We start from the raw sequence: 25,428 nt of genomic DNA on the forward strand, positions 1-25,428 counted from the left end.
CAATGAAAAAAGATTTTGTTCAATATGACGAAATGAGAAATAACATACTTAAAATGGTCCATCAAATTCATACAGAGGGATTTAGCCCAGATGTAATATATCTATCTTTAAGGGGTGGAGCTTATATGGGGAACATCATGAGTGAGTATTTTAAGATTGTTAAAAAAGATGAGAGACCAGTTCTTTTTGCAGCTGTTGTTGCTAGATCTTATCTTGGTGTTAGACAGCAGAGTAAAGTTATTATAGATGGTTGGACATACGCCCCTGAACACTTAAGACATGGAGATAAGATTCTCTTTGTAGATGATATTTTTGATACAGGTCGAACTCTAAATCATCTAGTAGAAGTAATTCTAGATAAGGGGATACCAAGGGAAGATATTAAAGTGGCAGTATATGACTATAAAGTTTTTCCAGATAAGGAAGCACTTCCAATACAACCTGACTACTACTGTAATAAACATGTAATTAGTGAAGATAATGATAATCCATGGATTCACTATATGTCCCATGAGTTAGTTGGTTTAACAAAGGAAGAGTTTGAAGAACACTATGTTAAAAATGATAGCTCTTTAAAAGATATTACTTCTATTTTTAAATAGTTAAAAAGGCATCATAATCTGATGCCTTTTTTTAAAACTAATTTTAGCTAATTTTAACCTCTTCACCACTTAGAATCTTATTCATATTTTTCACTGCACACATCTCTCCACACATTGTACAAGTATCCTCTTTATCTGGTTTAGCAGATTGTCGATATTTATAAGATTTTTCAGGATTTATCGATAGGGATATCATCTTCTCCCAGTCAAGCTCTGCCCTAGCCTTACTCATGTTATTATCTTTTTCTATAGCACCTGGAAATTTCCTAGCAACATCACCAGCATGAGCTGCTATTTTTGTAGCCATTATTCCCTCGATCATATCATCTTCATCTGGTAGTCTTAAATGTTCTGCAGGGGTTACATAACAGAGAAAGTCAGCTCCAGAACTTGCAGCAATCGCTCCACCTATAGCACTAGTTATATGGTCATAACCAGGAGCAATATCTGTTACTAATGGTCCAAGAACGTAGAATGGAGCGTTAAACAGGAGTTTTTTAGCAATTATCATATTTGTTTTAACCTCATTTAAAGGAATATGCCCTGGCCCTTCTACCATTACTTGAACATTTTTAGCCCAAGCTCTTTTAGTCAGTTCTCCTAGGGTTATTAACTCCTCTAGCTGGGATGCATCTGTCGCATCATGTATGGAACCGGGTCTACAACCATCTCCTAGGCTAATAGTTACATCATACTCATATAAAACATCTAAAAACTCTTCATAGAACTCATAAAATGGATTTTCATTCCCAGTCATCTCCATCCAAGCAAAGAGTAGGGAGCCTCCCCGTGAAACTATATTGGTTAATCGCCTATTTCTTTTTACCCTTTGTGCTGTTTTTTTATTTAAACCGGCATGAATTGTCATAAAGTCAATTCCATCAATAGCGTGATCTTTTACACATTTTAAAAAATCATCCTTAGTTAGATCCTTTAAAGCTTTACCACTGTTACCTATCATATCGTACATTGGAACTGAACCTATCATACATGGGGATACTTCGACTAGATTCTGTCTAAAATCCCTTGTATCACCCCAACAGCTTAAATCCATTATTGAGTCAACATTTAGCTCTATAGCTTTTTTTACTTTTTTTAATTCTACATCCTTATCTGGGCAATCCTTTGATATTCCAATATTAACATTTACTTTAGTGGATGATAGTTCCCCAATGGCTACAGGTCGTATATTTTTATGGTTCTTATTCCCAGGGATAATAAGTCTTCCATTAGATACTTCTTTAATTAGTAACTCCCTATTTATATTTTCATTAGTTGCAACATACTCCATCTCTTTAGTAAATATACCCTTCCTAGCTGCCTCAATTTGTGTTTTATACTTCATTGTAACTCTTCTCCTCTATTTTTCTTATTACTGCTTTTACCTTAGAACTAATGTCATTACTTAAAGTTAATTCTGATACTATTGCTACAGATTTAGCCCCTTGGGAGAGAACTGAATCTATATTTGCTTCTTTAATTCCACCAATTGCCACAAAAGGGATTGATATATTTTTCTCTACCCACTTAAGATAATCTAATCCAACAGCTTTGCAGACATTTACCTTTGTTTTGGTTGGAAAGATTGGACCAACACCAATATAGTCCGCTCCATCTAACTCGGCCTTTTTTGCTTGGGATGGGCTGTGGGTTGATACTCCTATAATTTTATTTTTTCCAATAAGCTTTCTTACTCTATTTATTGGTAGATCATCTTGGCCAATATGGACACCATCTGCGTCTACTAATAGGGCTATATCTATATCATCATTAACAATAAAGGTTACATTATTTTTAGATGTAAGCTCCCTTATTTTTATACACTCTTTAAGTTTCTCCTTCTGGGAGAGATCTTTTTCTCTATACTGGATCAGTTTTAAATCCGCTTTAATAAACTCTTCTACAATATCAATATTTGAACGGCCTCTAGACCCTTTAAGGTAGGTAATCCCATATAAACTAGGAAGGGTTAGAAGTGGTTTTTCCTCTATATAAAATATAATCTCTCTCTCTAGGTTGTAAGTAACATATCTAACCTCTTTAAAAAGAGTATTCTCCTCAAATCTATTAAGACTTTTGGCTATCTCTTCTAAAGTTCTAAGGCCCTCCTGTACTCTTTTAAAATTACCTAATATTATTGATTCTATAGACTTAAACTCTTCTAGATTAAGATCTTGATCAACAATAAGCCCAATGTCCGACTGGACATCCCTATGGTGTAAAAGGGTCTTATCTAATTGATACAGGGATGTTCGAATCCTGTGCCTTGAGACCTTCAACCTCTTTGTAAGATTTAACTCGTTGTATTTAAATCGTAAAATATCTTCAATTACACGAAAGCCCTCACACACCCTATTAATGTTACTATCCATTAGTCTGTACATCTTAAATCCTTAATTGAGTATTTTAAAATTAGTGCCGCCTGTTTAGCTGAGCAGATAGAAACTCCAGGCATAATTGGGCTTATACCATCCTCAATACCAGACTTAAAATCACCAACTACTGTTAGTCTAGAATTTAACTCTCTCTCAACTATTCCATCTGTTTTCCAAAAATTACCAAGACCACTAGCAGAAACACACCTTACATTAGTGGGAATATTCTCTAATAAAGTTTTTTTGGACTCTATAGTATCAAGACCTTCAACAATAAAGTTACAACTTGAAAAAATTTTAAAGATACTATTTTTATCTAGTCTCTCCCTAACAATATCTACAGTTATATTAGGGTTAATCATAAGAAGATTCTCTTTTAATGCTTCTACTTTATAATCTCCTATCTGTTTATAGAAATAGAACTGTCTATTAAGATTAGAAATATCAATTCTATCAAAATCTACTAGGATGAAGTGTTTAAAACCCATTCTTACTAGGTTTAATGCGGTATTAGAACCTAAACCTCCACACCCTGCAATACCAACTATCTTCTTCTCTATACTTAATAGCTCTTGTTTTGTATATAGACTTGTCATACCGTTACCCAATCCTTATAAATAGGTTGATATCCTAAATCTCTTAACCTAGAATCAATTTCAAAGATTGATCTATTATCAGATATTTCAAACTGTTTATCGCTTTTACTTTTTGTATAACCACCTACATCTGTTTTTGAACCTGCAGAGATCTTGGTTACTCCAAGTTGTAATAGGTTATCCCTAAGCTCTGAACTCTCCCTTGTAGATAAAGATATACCCGCTTTTGGAAGGAATAACCTAAATACCACTATAAGTTTAGTGAAAAGCCTGTCATCTATAGTGTACTCCTGCTTAAAATTACCACTACTACTTTTGATTCTTGGTAGTGACATGGTTAAATCTGCATGGGGGTACATCTTAAATAGATATAAACTATGAATTGAAGCCATAAAAAAATCGATAATTGGGTCTCCTAAGCCTAGTAGGACACCTAAGTTTATACTTTTGATTCCGTTAGATAGAGCTCTCTTAGGAGCCTCTAACCTAAAATTATAGTCTGACTTCTCTCCATATAGGTGTAGTTTTTTATATAGGTTCATATTATAGGTCTCTTGGTAGATTGTAACATTGTGAACACCTAAATCTCTTAACTCCTTATATTCCCTATTACTCATTGAGTACATCTCTATTGAAATCGAATCAAAATATTTTTTTGCTGTTTTTATTGACTCTTTAATGTATTTAATTGGACTTTTAACCCTATCCCCACCTGTAAGAAGTAGAATGTGTCTAATACCCTCTTGTTTAAGCTTCAAGCATTCGTTTTCTAGCTCGTAACTACTTAATCGTGATCTTTTTATAGAGTTATCCTTATTAAATCCACAATAAACACACCTATTATTACAGTGGTTTGAAAGATATATAGGACTATATACTAAAACAGTTTTTCCAAACTCTCTAATAGTTAGAGCCTTAGCCCTAATAGCAAGCTCCTCTAAAAGATCATCAGAGGCTGGACTTAGAAGTGTTAGTAGGTCTAAGGGTTCTAGATCCCCTTTATTTAATACCTTTAAAACATCATCTTTAGTAAAACTTTTAAGACTCTTCTCAAAATTATAATTAAGCCAATATTTAAGATTGTTATTAAAATCATCCATTTAAAAAACCTGTTAGGGGGCTAGAGGCCACAGCTATAGAACTTCTACAACCTAAACCTGCTAGATAGGCATTTCTGCCAGATATTACAGCATCTTTAAATGCACTTGCCATCAATATAGGGTTAGGGCTAGATGCAATAGCTGTATTTACTAAGCAAGCATCAACACCCATTTCCATTACAACTGCAGCATCAGAAGGTTTCCCGATCCCCGCATCAACAATAATAGGTAGATCAATAAGCTCGACTAAAACCCTAATCATCTCCATACACCTTATTCCTCGATTACTTCCAATTGGACTTCCTAGAGGCATTATTGCTGCAGCTCCGGCATCCTTTAGGCTTCTTCCTAGGTATAGATCCGCATTTACATATGGAAGAACTATAAAGCCATCCTTAGAGAGTTCCTCGGTAGCTTTTAATGTTTCATAACCGTTAGGTAATAGATACTTGTTATCACTAATAACCTCAATTTTTATAAAGTTACCATGACCTGAAGCTCTAGATATTTGAGCTATTTTTATAGCTTCCTTAGCATCTCTTGCTCCAGAAGTATTGGGAAGTAGTTGTATATTAGGGGGGATGTAGTCCATTACAGACCTATAGGGAGAGTCAAAATCCACTCTTCTAAGTGCAACTGTTATTATCTGGGACTCACTAGCACTTGTTACTTGTGGGATTATTTCATCTGTTGAATACTTTCCAGTTCCTGTAAGTAGCCTTGAATTAAAAAATTTACCACCTAATTCAAATAGATCTTTCATCTCAACCCCCACCTACAATAGACAGAATCTCGATTTGAGACTCCTGTATAATAGAAGTAGACTCAAAGTGTTTTGACTTAATTATTTCTTGATTAAGCTGGATAATAATCTTGTTAGGATCGACTTTAAGATCTTTTAATAGTTCTAATATAGATAAATTGTTATCTATATCCCTTTTTTTACCATTGATAGTAACTTTCATTTAGTCTCCTCTGTGGGGAAACCTTTGAACATTAAAAAAGTCTAAAAAAAAGGCTTTTGAAAATATTACAATTCAAAAGCCATAAATATAAAAAAGTATATTTTTTATTTTAGGCTTCCCTACGACAGTATTAACTGTATCAGGTTCAAAGGGTCAGTATATAACTTCTCAGCCTAAATAGGCTCCCCTAGCATTTATTGAAGATTAACCAATTTTAATTTTTTATTCAAGTCTCTAAATTTAATCGTAAAAAATTTTGAGAAAAGTTAAAATTATCTATTTCTGAGGTAAAAAAACTATTAAGGTGATTCTGTGATCTTATTGCGTTTTCGAGTACTTTATATGCATAACCATATAGGGATGGTGCATTTAATAGTTTTGTATAATAATATCCATCTAAAAAGTCTCTTACTCCACCTGAAACAATAAACTCCTTCTCTTTTCCAAGACCTAGAGAGAGTAGGGTATTTACATTTTTAATCATATCAAACTTACTATTACCAATATTAATAAGAGGTTGACTATTTATCGCTTTACAAGAATTTTTATCCCTTAATAGCTCTAATTTCGTAAAATTAGTCCCACCAAAGGATGCTAAATCAATAACATCTATAGGAAGTTTTAATAACTCTTTTAAGCTACTAGGTCCAAATCCTGCACCAACTTCCTTAACAATTATTTTTGTTTTAAACTGTGGTAGTGTTTTTTCTAAGGTTATTAGTGGACTCTCTTTTAAAAGATCTCCACCCTTTTGTACCCACTCCTGTAGAGGATTAATATGAATAATTAGACCATCTAAATCTAAATTTCTAATAACCTTCTCTATTTTAAATAGCTCATCCCGATTTACTAACTGCTCAATTTGGGAAATACCTAGATTCCCAAAGAGTAGAACTTTATCTCCTGTAAACTCCCTTAGGACAAAACTCTTTGGGTTTTTATTCTCTAAATAGGGGCGTAATGAACCTACACCCATTGGAAGATTAAAAATTTTAGCTGCTGTAGCAATCCTTTTATTTATCTTTAATGATTTTCTACTACCCCCCGTCATACTCGATAAGAAGATTGGAGCTCCAATATTTTGTCCTAAGAACCTGTAGGAGTAGTGCTGAGTTTGATGGTTAGATATTAGTGGTTCATAATTAAATCTAACATCTAATAAATTCTCAGCTACCTGGGATTTTTTAGATAGCTTTATATGTTGGTTTTTTCTTAAACTTATACTCATATCTATAGTATAATATGTTACTATAAATTATTTAAGGAGAATATGTTGGAAGAGGTAGATGGAATTTCTAGATTATCCGAAGTTATGTATATAGAAAGGGACTCTAAGGGTAAGATCTCTAGGGTTTTTGATGTTGATAATAAAGAGATTGATAAAAAAATGTTACATAGATCATTTATGATTCGGGTGGAGAAAAAAGGGTTTTATTATAAAGATGAGTTTATAAAGATGGAAAATATTTTAGAGACTATGAAAAAGAGAGCGTTAGGTTATCAAAGAAGACGTAAGGGTCATAGCTTTGATTCAATTTGTTAAAGGGTAAAAAAAATCCCCCAAAGGGGACTCTCTTATTTAATATTTTTTAGGACTTCCAAAGCCTTATCTGTTACAACTTGTATATAACCACTATCAGGAAGTGTCATATTTGATATTAACTCAAATATCTTATTATTAGTAATCTCAATGTTATTTTTATTTAAATTATCTACAGCTAATAAAAAAGCGTAGGCAAAGTTATGGTCTTTAGAAGAACCGTGAACTTCCATTAATCTAGATATAGTATCAACAACTAACTGAGGATCAGCTGCTGTATTTTTAGATATACCTACAATAATCTCAGAAAGAACCATAGATTCAGTCTCCATCTCTCCAAGTTCAATTAGAGAATTTGCTGAGTTTACGGTATTAATATTACCAAGTAATCTTGTTGCCTTTTGTCTAACCATAGGAAAATTATTAACAATTCGTCCATTGTTAATAGAGATAATACCGGTACCTTCTGCCCCAAGGTCTGTAATAATTCTCATTACAAATGGATCGTTTCCATTGAGTCTTCCCTCTTCGTTCATGGCGGTTAAATCATCAATTGCCATACTCTTTAACTCCCTGTTAGGGGATGATGCTTGGCTGTCGATAATCCTAGTTTCAGCAGGGACTTTTAGATATAAATCCTCAACAGTCTCTTCCTGTGAAGATACAAATGCCAAAGAAGTTGTAAGTAATAATCCTAATAATATTGTTCTTTTCAAATTAAACTCCATATAATAACAAATATTCTAGTTACAATTATATACCATCTTCAAATAAAATAACTAGCTTTTTTTAATACTAATCTGATATGATCCATCCATTATCAGTTCTTATTAACAAATAGACCACAAATTTTTGGTTGTTTGTAAATGTTAATGCCTTAATTTTATTCTCATCGATAAACTGTATTTCATCAATAACAACATTTGATCTACTAGGAATTACTACATAATTAAAGTAGTCTCTTAGTTTTTTAAGCTTAATTCCATAATCCTTTAGTACAGGATTATCTGATAGCTCTTGTAAAAACTTTGTATCACCATACTTATCTATATAGGATTCAGACAAAAGTGTTTGCCAAGTTACAAAATCCCCAGAAGAGATAGTTTTATTTAAATCTGATATAAAAACTTCTATTTGATCAAAAGTTTTATCATACTCTTCCTCAGTAACAACAAAAACCTCAGGTTTTTCTTCGGGAATTATCTTTGGCTCTTCTTTTGGCGTTATTACTTCCGGTTCTACCTTCTCTACAACCTTTTCCTCCACAACTGGAGTTTCAACTTTAGGAGTTAAGCAAGATGTTAATAATAGTATAGTTATAAGAATGTATAATATTTTTTTCATAATATATAAAATAGCACATTGTTATAGCTATTGTCAAAAAAAGTAGGAGTGATAATTTAAATAATGATAAAAGTAGTATTCCCTGGGTCCTTTGATCCACCGACTAAGGGGCATTTAGATATTATTAGAAGATGCTCCAGGATTTTTGATAGCGTAACAGTTTTAATTGCTGAGCACCCAACAAAGAAGGGAATGTTCACAATAAATGAAAGATTAGAATTATTAAATGAAATGATTAAAGATTTTTCCAATGTAAGTGTTGATTATTATGATGGTCTCGTTGTAAAATACGCGGAGCATAATGAGATAAGTGTTATTGTTAGGGGATTACGTAACAATAGTGATTATCAGTATGAGTATGAGTTAGATATGGCCAATAAAGTTGCTTCTAACTCTATAGAGACTTTTTTTATAAATGCAACACCTGGTATGGTTAGTATTAAATCGTCTCTAGTTAAGGAATTATTTGGATATAGTGTTGATGTTTCATCTTTTGTAACACCTAATGTTTATGAAGCGATGAAGAGGAGACAATAATTATATTGACAAAAATACAAAAGTGTCGTAATGTTTTTTTCAACGGCGCATATTAATAAGGAAGGTTTACAATGGCAGTACCTAAATTTAAAGTGTCAAAGGCAAGAACTCGGAGAAGAAGATCAATTAACATGAGAATGACTGCTCCGAATCTAATTAGCTGCTCAAGCTGCGGAAATAAGATCCTAAGACATAGAGTTTGTCCTAAGTGTGGATTTTACAAAGGGCAACAGGTTCTTGAATCTGTAGAGATGGCTTAGTCTTAATTTTTTAGAGGAGAATTGATTATGGATGAATTATTTAACCAGCTTAAAGAGTTGATTGTTGACAAATTAGAAGTTTCTGCAGATGCAGTAACTCTAGATGCGAGATTTAGAGAAGATCTTGGTGCTGATAGTTTAGATACTTATGAGTTAGTTTATGCGATTGAGTCTGAAATGGATATTGAAGTTCCAGATGAAAAAGCAAATGAGTTTGAAAAAGTATCTGATGCTTTAGATTATATTAAATCTCAAAAGAACTAATTTGAAAATTTCTTTTTTAAAGAAATTTAAAGAATCTAATTCTGTTTTGACCAGATCACGTCTGGTTGAACTTAAGACACTTACTAAAGAATTAGATATAAGGTTCAGAAGTTATGAACTTCTGAACCTTGCATTGACCCATCGTTCAGTTATAAGTAAATCACATCATAAATTAAATAATGAAAGGTTAGAATTTCTTGGTGATTCTGTATTAGGACTAGCTGTAACAGAGTATCTCTATCTTAAATTTCCCAATAGTAAAGAGGGTGATCTTGCTAAGATTAAATCCTATGTTGTTAGTGAAGAGGTCCTATCCCAGATAGGGTTCAATATCGGTTTAGATCGATTTTTACTAATTGGAAAGGGTGAAGAAGCTAGTGGAGGTAGGAAGAAGAAAGCAATTCTTGAAGACGCTTTTGAGGCCTTGCTAGGAGCATATTATCTAGATGTGGGGTATAAAAAGAGTAAATCCTTTATACTTTCTTTATTAGCACCAGAAATAGATAAAGTTCTTGATGGGGATTATAAAAAGGATTATAAAACTATTTTTCAAGAGTATATTCAGAAGAAAAGAAAGGTATGTCCTAAGTATAAGTTATTAAGAAAAAGTGGCCCTGACCATGATACGATGTTCATCTATCAAGTAATTGTAAGTGGTGAAGTTATGGGTACAGGTCGTGGTAAAAGTCGTAAAATTGCCGAGCAGAGTGCTGCTAAGACCGCATATAAAAAGATTATTGAAACTCCCTAGCACAGTTTATTAGTTTTTCTTTTGTGTTTAAAGATGGGAATTCTAGGGTTAAAACTAGAAGTTTCTTTAGAATAATTCCAATATTTGGTCCTGGAGTTAAGTTTAAACTTGTTATAAGATCATTTCCTGTTACATCAAGATCAGATATCTTAAATGGAAACTTATTTTCTATCTGTCTCTGTATTACTGTGAAAAGAGTTTTTAGAGAGTTTTTATCAACTGACTTCATTCCTAACCAGATTGTTCTTAGATCATATATATTATCAACTCCAACTTCAGATATAAATCTTCGTACCTGGAAATCACTCTTAATTTCATTTATGTCTATATGGATAAATTTTATTAGGTGTAGGGAGGAATTTATAAAGTTATTAGAGAGTTTTAACTCTTTAAGGCTTTCAAGATGGGTCTTCTCTGGAGTTATTGATAATAACCTAGAGAACTTAATATATGGTTTATTACTTTTAATACTGTCTATATCCTCTAAAGCCCTATTAAAAGTTTCATAGGAGTTATTAGAAACCTTAAAAATTGTAGGAAAGAGTATTTCTAACATTCCACAGTTAAAAAAATGTGTAAAGGCAATAGATGGCTTACTGCTTTTTAAAATTTTAATTAGTTCTTCACTAATTCTCTCTTTAGATACATCCTTTAGTTTGCTTAGAGTAGTAGCCATGGCAATATAGGTTAGTTTTTCAATTGTAAACTCAAGTTGTGCTGCAAAACGACAAGCTCTTACCAATCTTAATGCATCTTCATCGAATCGTTTTTCAGGAATTCCAATAGCCCTAATTATATTATGGCTTAAATCCTCCATGCCCCTATTAATATCTAAAATCTTTCCATTTTTAATATTGTAAGCTATAGAGTTTATTGTAAAATCTCTACGTAAAAGATCCTCTTCAATAGATGGGGTAAACTGGATTTTATCTGGTCTTCTTCCATCGGTATATTTACCATCAATTCTATAAGTAGTTATTTCAAAGCTCTGATCACCAATTAAAATTGTAACAGTTCCATGTTTTATTCCGGTAGGAATCACTCTTTTGAATAGTTTAATAACTTGCTCAGGTTTTGCATTGGTTGTAAGGTCAAAATCCTTAGCTTTTTTGCCAAGAAGCTGATTTCTTATTGCTCCACCAACTAAATAACATTGAAAGCCAGAATTATCTAGAGTATTACTTATATATTTAATCTCTTCAGGTATAAATAAATCCATGTTTAGCAAATTATAACCTTGTAACTTAATTGTCAATGACTTTATAGTAAAACAATGAAGTGCGTTTTAATAACAGGTGGGGAGAGACCACCTTTTTATATGGTTAGAGAGTTAATTAAAGCTGACTATACATGTATTGCTGATTCGGGATTTGATTGGGCTTATGAAAATAGTTTGGAATTTAATATAATTGTTGGAGATATGGACTCGGTTAAAAAGTTAAAAGAGTTTAATAGTATTGATAAAAAAAGATTCTTAAGCTACCTGTGGATAAGGATGATACAGATACTCTATTTGCATTAAAACATCTTCACTCCCTAAAACCAAGCTCTATTACTATTGTTGGCGGGGGTGGTGGACGGATAGACCACTTATTAGGTATTTTTTCCCTTTTGAAAACTGATCTAGCCCCAAATATTTGGATTACAGGTAGGGAGATCATTTACAGGGTTTCCGGACTTTTTTCATTAAAAGATTTTCTAGGAAGTTCTATTTCGGTTTTTCCTTTGGATAAAGATGTTTGCAGTATTAACTCTTATGGTTTAAAATGGGACTTAGACTCAGTAGATTGGAAGTATAAATCTATAGGTATAAGTAACTATGTCCAGTTAGAAGATGGGTGGATAGATTCTGGTAATAATCAAATACTTATAATTATACCTATTAATAGGAAATGTTTTGAATAATAAAAATTTTAATGATCTTGCCCATAATTTAAGTGACTCAGAAAAAAAATCTTTATTGAATCAGATAAACGATAATTTAACAGCAAATCCTATTCAGGTTGATGAAAAATATGCAAGTTTTATTGAAAAAGAGAATAAAGACTTTAAAACCAAGAGCCTTAAAAAAGATGTACAAGAACTTGGTTTTTTTCAAAAGCTTTTTTTAAATATTAGAAGTTTTATCTTAGGTAAAGACATTTTAGAAGTATATAATCATGACTTATTACAGAATATAGAGAGGAGAATTGTATATAGTGCACCCACCCTTGTAAGTGTAAAGCAAAAGAGGTTTACAAGCTTAATAATAAATGATTTTTTAAAAATAAACTCCCTGTCACTCCCTTTTGTAGAGTGTTTTGCAGAGCTATGGGATAGCCCTATAGCTCTAGAGAGATTGATTGGGGCTATAATAGGAGAAAGATATAATTCTATTAAAAGCAATTTGTATGACTTTCTACGGGAGTCAGAAATTGATAAGAGTATAGCCGCTGGGGAGAATCTAGAAACAATAAAAAAAAATCTCTTAAGGTCTATGTATGATTATAGGAAAAAAATACCAGATTTTATTTTCCCTGAGTCCGAAGATGAGCTCTTAAGTTTAATATCTTTAAAGAATATTGTAATGTATAATTACTCTCCTATGTTTAAATTAATGGGTATTAATCAGGGGGATGATTTTAGCTCTGTTTCTAGTAAAACTGTCTCTATGAACCTTGTAGTTAAGTATTTAGAGGAGTTTTATAAGCTACTAATACATTTTACAGGGTCTAACCTTCAAAGAACCAGTATTACTGCTATTTATGAGATGACAAAGATTAATGATGATGGTGATGATTCTGAATTATGGGATAGTTATACTAAGCTATCAGAGAAACTTAAAAATATGACTGTAGTTTATCCATTTGACGATATTATAAAATACTCTAGGAATAATCCCTTTTATAAAATAGATTTTTCAATTCCAAAAATAGATATGGAAGAGTTTTATTTCTCAGCTTTAAAAAAAGAGATGATGTCTGAACTAACTACGGTTTTTGATGTAAGGGAGAAAGCTGTTATTAAGGTTCTGTTTGATAGTTTTTTTAGTAATTATGACCTATTACAACTTAATAATTACAATGTTTTAAAAGATTTTGACCCGATTAAATTAAGTCTACCTTATTTTAAATACATTGAAACAATCAATATTCTATTAAACTTTCTTAAGCACTACTATATTAGGGAGTATAAGGATATTTTGTTTGTATTGAGTAAGCATATATTGGAGAAGAATCACGTACTTCAAAGTAGATCTTTAGAGGTTTCTATTGGGGTTGAGACACTACTAGAGAGAATTCTTAAATTTGATAGATCACTTGCCCATGATAGTGAGTCAGGGAAAACAATGAGAACTCTTTTTAATACAGTAGCAACTAATAGGCAAAACTTAAGAATGTATAAAGCTTTTATTAAACAAAAAGATGAAGAGGCTCTTGAGCTCTGTTCTCTTGGTGCTAAGCTGCTTTTGGAGTTAGATAAATTAATAAATCAGACAGTTAAAAATCCATCTGATACTATTAAGTTACAGGTATCAGCTATCCACCCATCTATAAGTAGAAAGAGCACACTAAAGGATATACTGCTAGATAAGAGTAAGGAGCTTAAAAAGTTCTTAGATATATATAATAAAAAGATTATTTTTGATTCTGAGAAGAGATAAAATCATCTAAGGATGCCCTATCTAAGAGCTTACCTTGATCAATTTTTAAATACTCAATCATAATAGGGTATTTTGTAAATACTTCTCCATACTGCTTAAGTAGGTTTAATCTAAGTTGTTCATCATTTTTTTGTTTTAGTGCTTCTACTAAATACTTCTCATCAGCCTTACTTTGTGCTTCAAAGTTTTGAATATATCTGTTTTTACTTAGAGTATATAGCTGCATATCAGGACTGTTCATGTTTATACTTATTTCACTAAAATCTAAAAAGATGTATTTATCTATTAATAAACTTGATGCTGCCCCTTCTAGGGTTAATAACTGGTTATCCTTTATTTTTGTTAAAATAAATGTCTTTAATACATTTTGTATTTCTAAAGTCTTTTCTGTTTGCCACTGAATAAAGGACTCTTGATCAAAGGAACCATCTTTCAACATTGATAGTAGGTAGTTTGGATCAAATTTAAATGAACCAACTAGGGAGTAGTTGTAGCTAAAGTTTTCAGGGGGTATTGCTGTAAATTCACTATAGAGTTTAGCTGAAGGGAGTTCTCCATTTTCACTATAACTAAACTTAATACTATCAATTTTAAATTTATGTATAGTGTAGTTTGTTGGAATAACCTTCTCGAAGCTCCAATTAAAACCATCTGTACTAATTATTTTATCCTTCCATCCACTTGTTTTGGTGAAAACTGCAGCATATGTATTCTCGCTAAGCTCTAATTGCTCCCAACCTAACCAGAAGATAAAACCAGCAAAAGCTATAATAATTAAAAGTAAAATTCTATTAAAAAAAGATTTAATCTTCATTTTGTTTCCTCGAGCATATATTATGTAACTCTTTATATTTTAAGGAGTTAACATGATTACTGACTATAAGTATAAATGAATATATTTCTAAAATCAAGCAAAAGAAGATAATGGTAATTATTATGACTCTATGTCTATGTTTTTTATTTCTAATGGTAAAGATTTATAATCTTATTGACTGAATAAGTTTAATATTATTAAATAAATTAAGTATACATTAAGTATACAAATACAAAGGAGTGAAATAAAATTATGAAAAAAATACTATTAACTATTTTAGTTATTCTAGTCTCTTTAAGTTCAAATTTATGGGCTAAAGGTCAAAAAGATTATTCAAATGAGCCTGCACTTGTATTAGGAAGCGATGCTTTTAACGAAAAGTTTAGCCCTTTCTATGCTGAGTCAGGTTATGACATGGAAATAAATAAGTTGATTCAAGCAGATCTTATTGGTTTTGATCGAAATGCACAACCGGATAATACTGGGTTAGCCTACTATCAGGATCCAAAAGAGATTATTGGAGCAGATGGTAAAGTAGAGAAAACAATCTATACTTTTAAATTAAAAGATGGAATTACTTTTAGTGATGGAACACCTGTTACAATTGATGATGTAATGTTCTCATATATGGTATTAGCAGATCCTAACTATACTGGACCTTCTACACTTTATTCAGTAAATATTATTGGAATTAATGAGTATCGATTTGATGATATGGATTATACTGATACTGTAGCTGGAATTAAATCAGCTGCTGATAATTATGAACCAACAGAGAAGGAAGTAGCTGATATGGCTGCTGAATTAACAGAATTATATGCAGCCTATGGGGTTAAAGTAGAAGACTTTTTGCCTGAAGGTCCATATTACGAAGATGATACTCTATCTGAAATTAGAAGTAGAAAATATAAGGCTGATGAAGCTGCCTATATTACAGGTAACTTATCAGATGGTATAGATGTGTTATCAATTCCTGGTATTGTTGCTAAGGATGATAAAACTATAGAAATTACAATTGTTGGGGTAGATCCTGCAGCAATATATAAAATAGGTGCTATAAATGTTGCATCTAAAGCATATTATGGAAATGGTTTTGTTAAGGGGTCTCTAGAAGGTATTGAAGCTTTAAATGGTGCTCCAATGGGTGCTGGTGAGTATAGATATGTCTCTTTTGAGAATAACGTTGTATCCTTAGTTGCAAATGATTTATATTATAAAGGTGTTCCTAAAATTAAAAAAATCAAATATCAGGTAACTTCTACTTCTAATAAACTAGAGGCAGTTAAGTTAGGTGATTTTGATATTTCAGATCCAACTGCATCCCCAGAGATGATTAAGAGTATAGAAGAGTCTGATAATATTCATTATGAACTTATTGATAACCTAGGTTATGGTTATATAGGAATTAATGCTACAAATGTTTCTGACAAAAATGTTAGAAAGGGTTTAATGCATTTAATGGATAGAAAGCCGGCAATACAAGCTTATTATGGAAACTTAGCATCTGTTATAGAGAGACCAATGTCTAGGGTTTCATGGGCTTATCCTAAGGACTCAACTGAGTTTTATGGGTATAATACAGAAAAAGCTTTAGAGTATTTTAAGGAAGCTGGTTACTCTGTTGTTGATGGTATTTTACAAAAAGATGGTGTTCAGTTAAGTGTTGAGATTGGTATTCCAGCTGATGGGAGTGGTTCTCACCCAGCCTATGCAATCGTTTTAGGACTAAAAAATGCTGGGGAAGCTATGGGTATGGCTGTTAACTTAACAGATTATGCAGATGGAAATAAGTTCTGGGATGACTTAGATGCAGAGAAGTTAGATATTTGGTGTGCAGCTTGGGGTGCAACTCCAGATCCAGATATGTATCAGATTTATCACTCTAAAGGTCCATCTAATAAATACAAAATTAATGATCCTGAATTAGATAAACTTATTATAGCTTCTAAAGCGACTGCTAATATTGAAGAGAGAAAAAAAATGTACTCCAAAGCCTTAGATATTATTATGGATTGGGCTGTTGAAATGCCTACTTACCAAAGGAAAAACATGTATATCTTTAATACAGATAATGTAAATGTTGATTCGATTCCTAAGGATTTAACTCCATTCTTTGGTTATATAGATGAAATTGAAGTTATGGAATTAAAATAGTCTAAATAATATTTAAAATAAAACAATCCCCTTTATTTATTCTATGGGGATTGTTTTATAAAGGAGTAACGTTCTGAAGAACTTTATTATTCGTCGTCTTTTATTATCAGTCCTAATTCTTTTTGGAGTTTCGATGATAATTTATACAATTGTTCGTATGATGCCAGGAGATTATATATCAAGTATAACTGCTGGTAATCCAATGGTAACCCCGGAAAAAATTGCTAGACTCCGTATGTTGTATGGTCTAGATACAGGAGTAGTAGAAGGATATTTTAAGTGGCTGTCCCAGGCTATAAGAGGTAACTTTGGAGATTCTTTTATCTATAGAAAACCTGTTGCAGAGATCATAAGCTCGAAAATGTGGACTTCTTTTTCTCTAGCTTTTACAGCTTTTATTTTGGAAATAATAATAGCTGTACCATTAGGTATTATTTCTGCAACAAGACAATATTCTAAAACAGATTATGCAGTTACAACCGTAGCTTTAGTAGGTATTTCACTTCCTACCTTCTTTTTTGCAGCTATTTTACAACGTGTTTTTTCCATGGAATTAGGTCTTTTACCACTTCAAGGTATGGTTACTGCCCGTTATGATTATCAGGGATTTATGTTGTTTTTAGATATTGCTAAGCATTTTATACTGCCAATTACTGTTTTTGTTATAACTGGTGTTGGTTCCTTAATGAGATATAGTAGAACAAATATGTTAGAAGTTTTAAATGCGGATTACGTTAGAACAGCTAGGGCTAAGGGGTTAAGTGAGCAAACTGTAATTTATAAACACGCGTTTAGAAACACTCTTATTCCAATTGTAACTTTAATTGGAGGATCACTTCCTGGTCTATTTTCTGGGGCTATTATTACAGAAGGGATATTTGCAATTGATGGTCTAGGTCGTACAGCTTTAATCGCACTAAGAATGGGTGATATTCCGTTTATTATGGCATTTAATATGTTTCTTGCTGTATTAACCCTGTTAGGTACTATAATAGCAGATATTTTATACGCTGTTGTTGATCCTAGGGTAAGGTTAAGTTAGGGGGGATTATGAGTAGTGAAGAAGTGATTAAAGATGAAAAGATAATAACTCCTGGTCAATTAGTATTAAAAAGATTCAAAAAAAATAAGCTTGCCATTGTAGGTGTTTATATTCTTATTTTTATGTTTTTATTCTCTTTTATAGGACCATTTTTCTCCCCATATGGTGAGTATGAAATGTTCTATATAGATGAATTTAACTCCGGAGTATATATTATTGGTGAAAATAACAAAATTACCGCATTAAATGGTGGAGATGGTGGTGTTAGGTGGTTTTTAGAGCTACCTAAGGACATATCTAAAGGACAGACTGCCAGTGATGGTTCTCTGATTGTAACATATAGTGATGGTGAAGTAGTTGCAATCAATCCTAAAACTGGTTTAATAGATAAAGATTTAAGTATTAATATAGAAAACCCTATAGAGTTTAATAGAGATTGGCCAGATGAACTTGATATAACCTTAGAAAGTGGAGAATTATATGCAACTAAGGGTGGAACAATACAAAAGTGGAGTTTTATTCATACAAGTAAAATTGTTTCGGAACCTGTTCAGGATGATTCTAGGAACCTTTTTGTATATAGTGATACAGATGAACTAATGTCAATTAATCCTGTAAGAGGTTTTTCTAGATGGGAGTATCAGAGTAATGATAAAATTAAATTTATTGTTAATGGACCTCAGATGGCAAGAACCCTAGCTACAAAAATGTTACCTAATAAAAAACATATTTTAGGAACAGATCGACTAGGATTGGATGTATTAACACGATTAATGTATGGTGGTCGGATCTCATTAATGGTTGGGTTTGTTGTAATAATAATCTCCCTAACACTAGGAGTATTCCTTGGTGGTGTTGCAGGTTATTATAGGTCTTGGATTGATGTCCTAATTATGAGGATTGTAGATGTTTTCAACTGTATTCCTACTATTCCAATAATGTTAATAATTAGCTCGGTAATGATATCATTAAATGTTGTACCCCAACAGAAAATATATGTTCTCATGTTCTTTTTAGGAGCTTTAGGTTGGCCATATATTGCAAGGGTGGTTAGAGGACAAATTTTATCTCTAAGGGAACAGGAATTTATCACGGCTGTAGAGGCAACAGGTATTAAACCTATGAGAAAGATCTATAAACATTTAATTCCAAATGTAATGCCCCAACTTATTGTTATCGCAACACTTAGTATTGGTAGTGTTATATTAACAGAGTCTGCCCTCTCCTATTTAGGAATGGGGTTGGCTTTCCCCTACGCATCCTGGGGTAATATGGTTGAAGCTGTAAACGACCCAGAAGTTCTAAGAGGATATACAAATATCTGGTTTCCACCAGGTCTATGTATTCTATTAACTGTATTGTCATTTAACTTTATAGGTGATGGTCTAAGGGATGCATTTGATCCCAAGATGAAGCGTTAGGGGGCTAAATAGAATGATTAAAACAATAAAATCACTCTTTTTTGCCAGTGGTGAAAGTAGAGAAGAGTTAAAAAGGGTTGCAAACGAAAATAAAGTAGCTATGAATCTATATAAAGCTAAGAAAAAGCGTAAATTTATTCCAGAGTCTGAATATATAACCCAAATGGAAGACTCTAATAATGTTATAGAGTTCGACAATTTACATACTTATTTTTACACAGATACAGGAACTGTTAAGGCTGTTAGTGGTGTTACTTTTTCAATTCCCAAGGGAACAACTGTAGGTGTAGTTGGAGAGTCTGGCTGTGGTAAGTCTGTTACTTCTTTATCCCTTATGAGATTGATACAAGAGCCTTCGGGGCAAATAGTAAATGGTTCTATTAGGTATAACACGGGGGATAAAGTATTTGACTTAGCTAAAGCCCCTATAAGTAAAATGCAGGAGTTAAGGGGTAATAAGATAGGTATGATCTTTCAGGAGCCTATGACCAGTCTAAATCCTGTATTTACAATAGGCTCACAGATTGATGAGACCATGTTATTACACTATCCAAATACCACTAAGGAACAGGCTAAGGCCAAATCTATTGAAATGTTAAATATCGTTGGTATATCTAGACCAGAGGGCATATATGACTCTTATCCTCATGAGTTATCAGGAGGTATGAGGCAGAGGGTAATGATTGCTATGGCCCTAATCTGCGAACCAAACCTAATTGTAGCAGACGAACCAACAACAGCCTTAGATGTTACTATTCAGGCACAGATTTTAGATTTATTACGGGATCTAAAAAGTAAGGTAAATGCTAGTATTATGTTAATAACCCACGACCTAGGTGTTATTGCAGAGATGGCAGAAACTGTAGTTGTGATGTATGCAGGTAGAGTAATAGAGCAGGGTACTTTAGATGAGATTTTTAGAGAACCTAAACATCCCTATACAAAGGGACTTCTTTTAAGTAAGCCGAGTGGAGATGGAGTTAAAAAGAAACTCTACTCAATTCCAGGAAATGTTCCAAATCCGATTGATATGCCAAATACTTGTCATTTTAAAGATAGATGTGAATTTGCAGTTGATGCTTGTAGTGGTGTCTATCCCCCAATAACCCAGACTTCTCCAACTCAGAAAGTTGCATGCTGGTTATATAATGATGGAGAAAAAGATGGAAAATAATTTAGTAGAAGTTAAAAACCTTAAAAAGTATTATCCTATAAAATCAGGAGTTTTACAAAAGGTAACAGGTCATGTTAAAGCAGTAGATGATGTATCTTTTAATATTGCAAAGGGTAAGTGTTTTGGTTTAGTGGGAGAGTCTGGTTGTGGTAAAACTACAATTGGTAGAACTATGATGAGACTCCACGATGTGACAGCAGGTGACGTTTCAGTTGATGGTAATGATATCTTTAAAATGAAAAATGAAGCATTAAGAAGATTTAGACCACAAATGCAGATGATATTCCAAGATCCTTACTCATCTTTATCTCCAAGAATGCCTGTTGGAGAGATTATAGCTGAGGCTGTAAGAGAGCATAATATAGTTCCTAATAACGAATTAAGAAGTTATGTATTAAAAATGATGGATGATTGTGGTTTACAAAGACATCATATAGATAGGTACCCCCACGAATTCTCTGGAGGTCAGAGGCAACGGATATGTATTGCAAGATCATTAGCATTAAAACCAAAGTTTGTTGTAGCTGATGAACCTGTTTCTGCCCTTGATGTCTCTATCCAGGCTCAGATAATTAACTTAATGATTGATCTACAACATGAGTACGACTTAACTTATCTTTTTATATCCCATGATTTATCTGTGGTTGAGCATATTTCAGACAATATAGGTATTATGTATCTAGGTAGTTTAGTTGAGTTTGGACCTAAGGATCAGGTTTTTTCAAAACCTAAACATCCATATACAAAAGCTTTATTTAGTGCGGTACCATCCACAGACTTGGATAAGAAAAAAGATCGTATTATATTACAAGGGGATATTCCTTCTCCAGCAAATCCACCAAGTGGATGTAAGTTCCATACTAGGTGTCCATCTGCTATGCCAGAGTGTTCCCATATAGCTCCAGTTGAGAAGATGATAACTCCAGAGCATGGAGTATCCTGTCATTTATGGAAATAGAGGATGATGGAAGAACTATAGCGTCAATGGATTTTGATGCTATAGGAGGAAGAAGGAAAGGCATTAAATTTCCTAGAAAAAGTAGATCTACGTTCCAAGGTATAATTTTGACTAAAAAAGAGCGTTTTGCTATGGTAAAGGCTGCTATGTTAGCAGTCTTTCCTATTGTTTTTGCTTTTGGTGGACTATTTTTATTAGCTTTTATTCTAATGGATGTTTTTTGGCTTAATTAGTATATTGTGTTAATATTTTTTATATTTTATAATATTAAAAATAAGACTAAAAGTGAGGGGATTTATTGTTCTATATAAATAAAAAGTATTGGGCTTTTAATCTCTTATTCAAAATATCATCAACACTATACTTTATGAGCTTAATAGTTTTTATAAGTTTTTTTGTTATTTCAAGGCAGGGGATTAGTATTCCTTTAGCAGCGGAATATATTGATATTTTAAGCATGATAACCTATATATCTATTGTTTTAATGTTTTTATCAATTGTAACTATTTTTGTGGTCAAAAGTCGTGTTATGAATAAAATAAAACAGTTTTTTAAGCTACTGTTTAGGATTGTATTGTGTAGTGGTATTTTACTATTTGTAAATACAATCTATATCTTTAGTTTAGGAATAATGGAGTAATAAATGGTAACAGCAGTTAGAGGTGCAACAACTGTAGAGTTTGATACAGAGAGTGACACTATCGATAGAGTTTTAGAATTAGTTGATAACCTTTTTGAAAGTAATAAATTAGAAGAGTTTAATATTATTAGTATTATTTTTTCTGTAACAGATGATTTAGTAGCCATTAACCCTGCAGCAGCTTTAAGAGCAAAGGGTGGTTATGGTGATTACCCTCTATTTTGTACCCAAGAACCCAAAAGTATTGGGGCCTTAAAACAGGCTATAAGGGTTCTTATTACTTGGAATGGAGATGGTACAAAGGGGATCCCTTGTTATCTGCACAATGCAAAAGTCCTTAGACCAGATTTAGTTTAATAGTGGTTGTATATCAATTATCAAGGGAGTTTTATCCTTTTGCTAATGCAGGTGGATTAAAAGAGGTTGTAACTGGAATTGGTGAATCTCTCTATCTAACCGGACATAGTAGTTCTGTCTTTATTCCTTGTTATGGGTTTATTGATAAAAGTAAATATGATGAACCTGATGAATTTAGTATAAGTCCTGGTGGAATTGATACTTCTATAAGGGTTTATAAGACCGAATATAATGGGATTAGAGTCTATCTATTGGAGTTTTCATACTTATTAGATAAAAATGATGTTTATACCTATACACACTTAGATGAGAAAAATAATCCTCTTTTTAAGCGGGGACATGGGTTTATTGATAATCCTGAGATTAATATTATATTTCAATATGCATTCTTAAAGTATGTTGAGCTTTTTTTAATAAAACCCGATATTATCTTACTTCATGATGGGCATACTGGTTTAGTTCCAGTTATGGTTAAATCAAATCCTATATTACGAAAACTTTTTAAATATACTAAAATTTTCTTTATAATTCATAATGCAGGAATTGTTTATCATCAAAGATTTTTAAGTAAAATTTTATATAAATATAGGGTTGTAAGTAAAAAGCTAATCGCTAAAGGGTGTTTTAATGGAGAGATAGATCCTATTTTTATTGCCGCATTATACTCTAATCCCTTAACTGTTAGCCCCTATTATGCAGAAGAGATTTTAAATTTAGTCCATGAGGATACATCTGGTAACTTTGGTCAGTTTTGCAATGAAAACTCTATTAAAATTTACGGTATTACTAATGGAGTAGATATTAAACATTTTAAAAAAATCGGAATTGAAGGTCTCCCAAATGATTACGAGAAGAATATGTTTAAAATCTCTGTATCAGAGAGTATTGGAAGGATCCGTAATGTTAAAGTATGGGGTAATATTAATTTTGATAAAGATACACCTCTTTTTCTATTTCAGAATAGAGTAACAGAGCAGAAGGGCATTGATAAATTTATTGATGCTTATAAAAGTGTGGAGAAAAAAAATATTAAGGCTCAGTTTATTGTAATGGGTCAGGGTGAAACCAAGTATGAGAATAAGCTAATTGAGTTAGCTGAAAAATATCCAAAGAACTTCTGTTATATTCAGGGGTATGATGAAAAAAGTGCTTTATCTCTTTTTATCGCATCTGACTATTTTATTCTAACATCTTTATGGGAACCCTGTGGATTAACGGATTTTGAGGCTCAATTAGCTGGTTCTATTCCTATTGTACATAAAACTGGAGGTCTAAAGAAAGTTATTAATGGAGAAACAGGCTTTGTTTTTGAGGATTTTAAGGACCTTGAAGAGACTATCTATAAGTGTGTAGATATGTTTTATGATGATAAAGAGACTATAACATTAATGCAAAATCGTAGTTACAAAAACATTGAGGAAAACTACACATGGAAAATGGTTTTACAAAATAGATATTTACCATTATTTTTTAAATGATATGCGTGCATCTTTAAAAATTGCTGGGAAAACCCATGAAACCCTTTTCTATAATTTAGAGCCTTTAGTTGTACCGGGGGTAACTTTAATTTTTATATACAATTTTTGTATGGACTTTTTTAAAAGTAAATCCTTGAATATTATCCCCGATACCATTCCTGTAACAATAAATACTAATAATATAGTTTATCATGGTCAAAATTTAGATAGGGTTTTGATTCAAGGTGATATTGTAACAATAGATGTATGTTTTAGATTGGGTGATGGATCTGTAGATGGTGCAAAAACATTTATTGTTGGAAACTGTAGCGATAGAGTTAGAGATCTTGTTGATGTAAGTCGAGATGTTATTAAAGAAGCTGTTAACAGGATTCGTCCTGGAGTAAAAGTTAATGAAGTTGTTAGTTTCATTAGCGACTATATCTCAATTCGTGGTTTTTATCTACTTCCTGATGGAATAGGTCATGGTATTGGAGAGAGTCTACATGTTTCTCCCTTTATATCACTCAATGATTTTACCGACTTTAACTATGTTTTTAAGGTAGGGGATCTATTTACTCTAGAACCAGTAGTTTTAATGTTTAAGGAGGTAATTACTGAGTCTGATAGTGGTGAAGGTATTGCAGATATTACTAATTTTTCTTCCCAGTTTGAAATTACAATTTATATTGATAAGTATGGAAGCATTGTTATTTTGAATAAGGCTTTACTAAATTAATTGATAAACCTATTGACCTTTATCAATGTTTTGATTAAATTACCAAACGTGGCTAATTGCCAGATAATGCCGTCTTAGCTCAGTGGTAGAGCAACGCACTTGTAATGCGTAGGTCATCAGTTCAACTCTGATAGACGGCTTAATAATGGGGAGGTTCCCGAGTGGTCAAAGGGGGCAGACTGTAAATCTGTTACTTCGGTTTCGAAGGTTCAAATCCTTCTCTCCCCATAATTCTGTTTTACAGAATATCTAATCTTATTGGTTAGGCGTACTTTATGTACAAGACAACGCCGTCTTAGCTCAGTGGTAGAGCAACGCACTTGTAATGCGTAGGTCATCAGTTCAACTCTGATAGACGGCTTAATAATGGGGAGGTTCCCGAGTGGTCAAAGGGGGCAGACTGTAAATCTGTTACTTCGGTTTCGAAGGTTCAAATCCTTCTCTCCCCATAATTCTGTTTTGCAGAATATCTAATCTTATTGGTTAGGCGTACTTTATGTACAAGACAATGCCGTCTTAGCTCAGTGGTAGAGCAACGCACTTGTAATGCGTAGGTCATCAGTTCAACTCTGATAGACGGCTTAATAATGGGGAGGTTCCCGAGTGGTCAAAGGGGGCAGACTGTAAATCTGTTACTTCGGTTTCGAAGGTTCAAATCCTTCTCTCCCCAATATTTTATACTAAAATTTTACATT

30 protein-coding genes, 6 tRNA genes and 1 riboswitch are annotated in these 25,428 nt (G+C 32.6%); of the genes, 25 read left to right on the plus strand and 11 right to left on the minus strand.

The window, feature by feature from the left end:
- Nucleotides 1–2 precede the first annotated feature (2 nt).
- Nucleotides 3–602 (plus strand): phosphoribosyltransferase, encoded by a 600-nt coding sequence (locus EW093_RS14515; RefSeq protein WP_149569097.1) that lies wholly within the window; start codon nucleotides 3–5, stop codon nucleotides 600–602.
- A 43-nt stretch (nucleotides 603–645) separates the two neighbouring features.
- Here EW093_RS14515 and thiC read toward each other — a convergent pair whose 3' ends face one another.
- The 7 genes from thiC to EW093_RS14550 all read right to left on the minus strand — a co-directional run bounded on the left by thiC (nucleotide 646) and on the right by EW093_RS14550 (nucleotide 6,866).
- Nucleotides 646–1,947, minus strand: a complete 1,302-nt coding sequence (gene thiC / locus EW093_RS14520; protein ID WP_149569098.1) for a phosphomethylpyrimidine synthase ThiC — start codon at nucleotides 1,945–1,947, stop codon at nucleotides 646–648.
- Nucleotides 1,937–2,986 (minus strand): thiamine phosphate synthase, encoded by a 1,050-nt coding sequence (gene thiE, locus EW093_RS14525; protein WP_187759730.1) that lies wholly within the window; start codon nucleotides 2,984–2,986, stop codon nucleotides 1,937–1,939. Before thiE ends, thiC begins: the two co-directional genes overlap by 11 nt.
- Nucleotides 2,974–3,573: a sulfur carrier protein ThiS adenylyltransferase ThiF gene (thiF, locus tag EW093_RS14530; RefSeq protein WP_149569099.1), complete on the minus strand. Its 600-nt coding sequence runs from the start codon at nucleotides 3,571–3,573 to the stop codon at nucleotides 2,974–2,976. The genes thiE and thiF overlap by 13 nt, the downstream gene beginning before the upstream one ends.
- Complete coding sequence (gene thiH / locus EW093_RS14535) at nucleotides 3,570–4,673, minus strand: 2-iminoacetate synthase ThiH (protein ID WP_149569100.1); 1,104 nt, start codon at nucleotides 4,671–4,673, stop codon at nucleotides 3,570–3,572. Before thiH ends, thiF begins: the two co-directional genes overlap by 4 nt.
- A complete protein-coding gene (locus EW093_RS14540) occupies nucleotides 4,666–5,436 on the minus strand; it encodes a thiazole synthase (protein ID WP_149569101.1) in 771 nt (256 codons plus the stop codon). The genes thiH and EW093_RS14540 overlap by 8 nt, the downstream gene beginning before the upstream one ends.
- A gap of 1 nt (nucleotide 5,437) precedes the next feature.
- Nucleotides 5,438–5,638, minus strand: coding sequence for a sulfur carrier protein ThiS (thiS, locus tag EW093_RS14545; RefSeq protein ID WP_149569102.1), 201 nt, complete (start codon nucleotides 5,636–5,638; stop codon nucleotides 5,438–5,440).
- Between the two features lie 99 nt (nucleotides 5,639–5,737).
- Nucleotides 5,738–5,837, minus strand: a riboswitch (TPP riboswitch).
- 27 nt (nucleotides 5,838–5,864) lie between these two features.
- Nucleotides 5,865–6,866 (minus strand): beta/alpha barrel domain-containing protein, encoded by a 1,002-nt coding sequence (locus EW093_RS14550; RefSeq protein WP_149569103.1) that lies wholly within the window; start codon nucleotides 6,864–6,866, stop codon nucleotides 5,865–5,867.
- A gap of 45 nt (nucleotides 6,867–6,911) precedes the next feature.
- Between EW093_RS14550 and EW093_RS14555 the strand changes: the two genes are divergently transcribed.
- Complete coding sequence (locus tag EW093_RS14555) at nucleotides 6,912–7,181, plus strand: hypothetical protein (RefSeq protein WP_187759731.1); 270 nt, start codon at nucleotides 6,912–6,914, stop codon at nucleotides 7,179–7,181.
- A 32-nt stretch (nucleotides 7,182–7,213) separates the two neighbouring features.
- On the opposite strand, the gene EW093_RS14560 is transcribed toward EW093_RS14555, so the two are convergent.
- Both EW093_RS14560 and EW093_RS14565 read right to left on the minus strand, forming a co-directional pair.
- Complete coding sequence (locus tag EW093_RS14560) at nucleotides 7,214–7,894, minus strand: hypothetical protein (RefSeq protein ID WP_149569105.1); 681 nt, start codon at nucleotides 7,892–7,894, stop codon at nucleotides 7,214–7,216.
- Nucleotides 7,895–7,973: 79 nt separating this feature from the next.
- Nucleotides 7,974–8,522, minus strand: coding sequence for a hypothetical protein (locus EW093_RS14565; RefSeq protein ID WP_149569106.1), 549 nt, complete (start codon nucleotides 8,520–8,522; stop codon nucleotides 7,974–7,976).
- Between the two features lie 63 nt (nucleotides 8,523–8,585).
- On the opposite strand from EW093_RS14565, the gene coaD reads away from it, so the two are divergent.
- From coaD to rnc, 4 genes are all read left to right on the plus strand, one after another.
- The gene (coaD, locus tag EW093_RS14570; protein ID WP_149569107.1) at nucleotides 8,586–9,059 is read left to right on the plus strand and encodes a pantetheine-phosphate adenylyltransferase; all 474 of its coding nucleotides are present in this window, start codon (nucleotides 8,586–8,588) and stop codon (nucleotides 9,057–9,059) included.
- Between the two features lie 71 nt (nucleotides 9,060–9,130).
- Nucleotides 9,131–9,319, plus strand: a complete 189-nt coding sequence (gene rpmF, locus EW093_RS14575; protein WP_149569108.1) for a 50S ribosomal protein L32 — start codon at nucleotides 9,131–9,133, stop codon at nucleotides 9,317–9,319.
- A 27-nt stretch (nucleotides 9,320–9,346) separates the two neighbouring features.
- Nucleotides 9,347–9,583, plus strand: coding sequence for an acyl carrier protein (acpP, locus tag EW093_RS14580; protein WP_149569109.1), 237 nt, complete (start codon nucleotides 9,347–9,349; stop codon nucleotides 9,581–9,583).
- A gap of 46 nt (nucleotides 9,584–9,629) precedes the next feature.
- A complete protein-coding gene (gene rnc / locus EW093_RS14585) occupies nucleotides 9,630–10,334 on the plus strand; it encodes a ribonuclease III (protein WP_246745042.1) in 705 nt (234 codons plus the stop codon).
- On the opposite strand, the gene EW093_RS14590 is transcribed toward rnc, so the two are convergent.
- Nucleotides 10,318–11,553, minus strand: coding sequence for a CCA tRNA nucleotidyltransferase (locus EW093_RS14590; RefSeq protein WP_149569110.1), 1,236 nt, complete (start codon nucleotides 11,551–11,553; stop codon nucleotides 10,318–10,320). The genes rnc and EW093_RS14590 overlap by 17 nt on opposite strands.
- Before the next feature lie 54 nt (nucleotides 11,554–11,607).
- Here EW093_RS14590 and EW093_RS14595 point away from each other — a divergent pair, with 54 nt between their 5' ends.
- From EW093_RS14595 to EW093_RS14605, 3 genes are read left to right on the plus strand one after another with little or no spacing between them, the layout of a single operon-like run.
- Complete coding sequence (locus EW093_RS14595) at nucleotides 11,608–11,856, plus strand: motility associated factor glycosyltransferase family protein (RefSeq protein WP_149569111.1); 249 nt, start codon at nucleotides 11,608–11,610, stop codon at nucleotides 11,854–11,856.
- Nucleotides 11,820–12,239 carry a motility associated factor glycosyltransferase family protein gene (locus EW093_RS14600; protein ID WP_187759732.1) on the plus strand — a complete coding sequence of 140 codons (420 nt, stop codon included), beginning with the start codon at nucleotides 11,820–11,822 and terminating at the stop codon, nucleotides 12,237–12,239. Before EW093_RS14595 ends, EW093_RS14600 begins: the two co-directional genes overlap by 37 nt.
- Nucleotides 12,232–13,977, plus strand: coding sequence for a DUF5312 family protein (locus EW093_RS14605; RefSeq protein ID WP_149569113.1), 1,746 nt, complete (start codon nucleotides 12,232–12,234; stop codon nucleotides 13,975–13,977). The genes EW093_RS14600 and EW093_RS14605 overlap by 8 nt, the downstream gene beginning before the upstream one ends.
- Here the strand turns inward: EW093_RS14605 and EW093_RS14610 are convergent.
- Nucleotides 13,952–14,791: a hypothetical protein gene (locus EW093_RS14610; RefSeq protein WP_149569114.1), complete on the minus strand. Its 840-nt coding sequence runs from the start codon at nucleotides 14,789–14,791 to the stop codon at nucleotides 13,952–13,954. The genes EW093_RS14605 and EW093_RS14610 overlap by 26 nt on opposite strands.
- Before the next feature lie 252 nt (nucleotides 14,792–15,043).
- Here EW093_RS14610 and EW093_RS14615 point away from each other — a divergent pair, with 252 nt between their 5' ends.
- The 16 genes from EW093_RS14615 (at nucleotide 15,044) to EW093_RS14690 (ending at nucleotide 25,403) form a co-directional block, all read left to right on the plus strand.
- Nucleotides 15,044–16,945, plus strand: a complete 1,902-nt coding sequence (locus EW093_RS14615) for an ABC transporter substrate-binding protein (RefSeq protein WP_149569115.1) — start codon at nucleotides 15,044–15,046, stop codon at nucleotides 16,943–16,945.
- 88 nt (nucleotides 16,946–17,033) lie between these two features.
- The gene (locus tag EW093_RS14620; RefSeq protein ID WP_281283530.1) at nucleotides 17,034–17,987 is read left to right on the plus strand and encodes an ABC transporter permease; all 954 of its coding nucleotides are present in this window, start codon (nucleotides 17,034–17,036) and stop codon (nucleotides 17,985–17,987) included.
- An 8-nt stretch (nucleotides 17,988–17,995) separates the two neighbouring features.
- Entirely contained in the window at nucleotides 17,996–19,408 is a 1,413-nt protein-coding gene (locus EW093_RS14625) for an ABC transporter permease subunit (protein ID WP_223111614.1), read from the plus strand.
- Between the two features lie 13 nt (nucleotides 19,409–19,421).
- Nucleotides 19,422–20,582, plus strand: coding sequence for an ABC transporter ATP-binding protein (locus tag EW093_RS17725; protein WP_149569117.1), 1,161 nt, complete (start codon nucleotides 19,422–19,424; stop codon nucleotides 20,580–20,582).
- Nucleotides 20,572–21,540 (plus strand): ABC transporter ATP-binding protein, encoded by a 969-nt coding sequence (locus EW093_RS17730; protein ID WP_149569118.1) that lies wholly within the window; start codon nucleotides 20,572–20,574, stop codon nucleotides 21,538–21,540. The genes EW093_RS17725 and EW093_RS17730 overlap by 11 nt, the downstream gene beginning before the upstream one ends.
- Complete coding sequence (locus EW093_RS14640; RefSeq protein WP_149569119.1) at nucleotides 21,531–21,773, plus strand: hypothetical protein; 243 nt, start codon at nucleotides 21,531–21,533, stop codon at nucleotides 21,771–21,773. The genes EW093_RS17730 and EW093_RS14640 overlap by 10 nt, the downstream gene beginning before the upstream one ends.
- 65 nt (nucleotides 21,774–21,838) lie before the next feature.
- Nucleotides 21,839–22,180 (plus strand): hypothetical protein, encoded by a 342-nt coding sequence (locus EW093_RS14645; protein ID WP_149569120.1) that lies wholly within the window; start codon nucleotides 21,839–21,841, stop codon nucleotides 22,178–22,180.
- A 3-nt stretch (nucleotides 22,181–22,183) separates the two neighbouring features.
- The gene (gene aroH / locus EW093_RS14650) at nucleotides 22,184–22,537 is read left to right on the plus strand and encodes a chorismate mutase (protein WP_149569121.1); all 354 of its coding nucleotides are present in this window, start codon (nucleotides 22,184–22,186) and stop codon (nucleotides 22,535–22,537) included.
- Between the two features lie 2 nt (nucleotides 22,538–22,539).
- Entirely contained in the window at nucleotides 22,540–24,015 is a 1,476-nt protein-coding gene (locus EW093_RS14655) for a glycogen/starch synthase (RefSeq protein ID WP_149569122.1), read from the plus strand.
- A gap of 1 nt (nucleotide 24,016) precedes the next feature.
- Nucleotides 24,017–24,733 (plus strand): M24 family metallopeptidase, encoded by a 717-nt coding sequence (locus tag EW093_RS14660; RefSeq protein ID WP_149569123.1) that lies wholly within the window; start codon nucleotides 24,017–24,019, stop codon nucleotides 24,731–24,733.
- A 68-nt stretch (nucleotides 24,734–24,801) separates the two neighbouring features.
- Nucleotides 24,802–24,873: transfer RNA gene (locus EW093_RS14665), tRNA-Thr, on the plus strand.
- Between the two features lie 7 nt (nucleotides 24,874–24,880).
- Nucleotides 24,881–24,961, plus strand: a tRNA-Tyr gene (locus tag EW093_RS14670).
- Between the two features lie 61 nt (nucleotides 24,962–25,022).
- Nucleotides 25,023–25,094, plus strand: a tRNA-Thr gene (locus tag EW093_RS14675).
- A gap of 7 nt (nucleotides 25,095–25,101) precedes the next feature.
- Nucleotides 25,102–25,182 (plus strand) — tRNA-Tyr (locus EW093_RS14680).
- A gap of 61 nt (nucleotides 25,183–25,243) precedes the next feature.
- Nucleotides 25,244–25,315, plus strand: a tRNA-Thr gene (locus tag EW093_RS14685).
- A 7-nt stretch (nucleotides 25,316–25,322) separates the two neighbouring features.
- Nucleotides 25,323–25,403, plus strand: a tRNA-Tyr gene (locus EW093_RS14690).
- Nucleotides 25,404–25,428 lie beyond the last annotated feature (25 nt).

The sequence above is a fragment of the Thiospirochaeta perfilievii genome (assembly GCF_008329945.1).
Taxonomy (GTDB): Bacteria; Spirochaetota; Spirochaetia; order DSM-2461; family DSM-2461; genus Thiospirochaeta; species Thiospirochaeta perfilievii.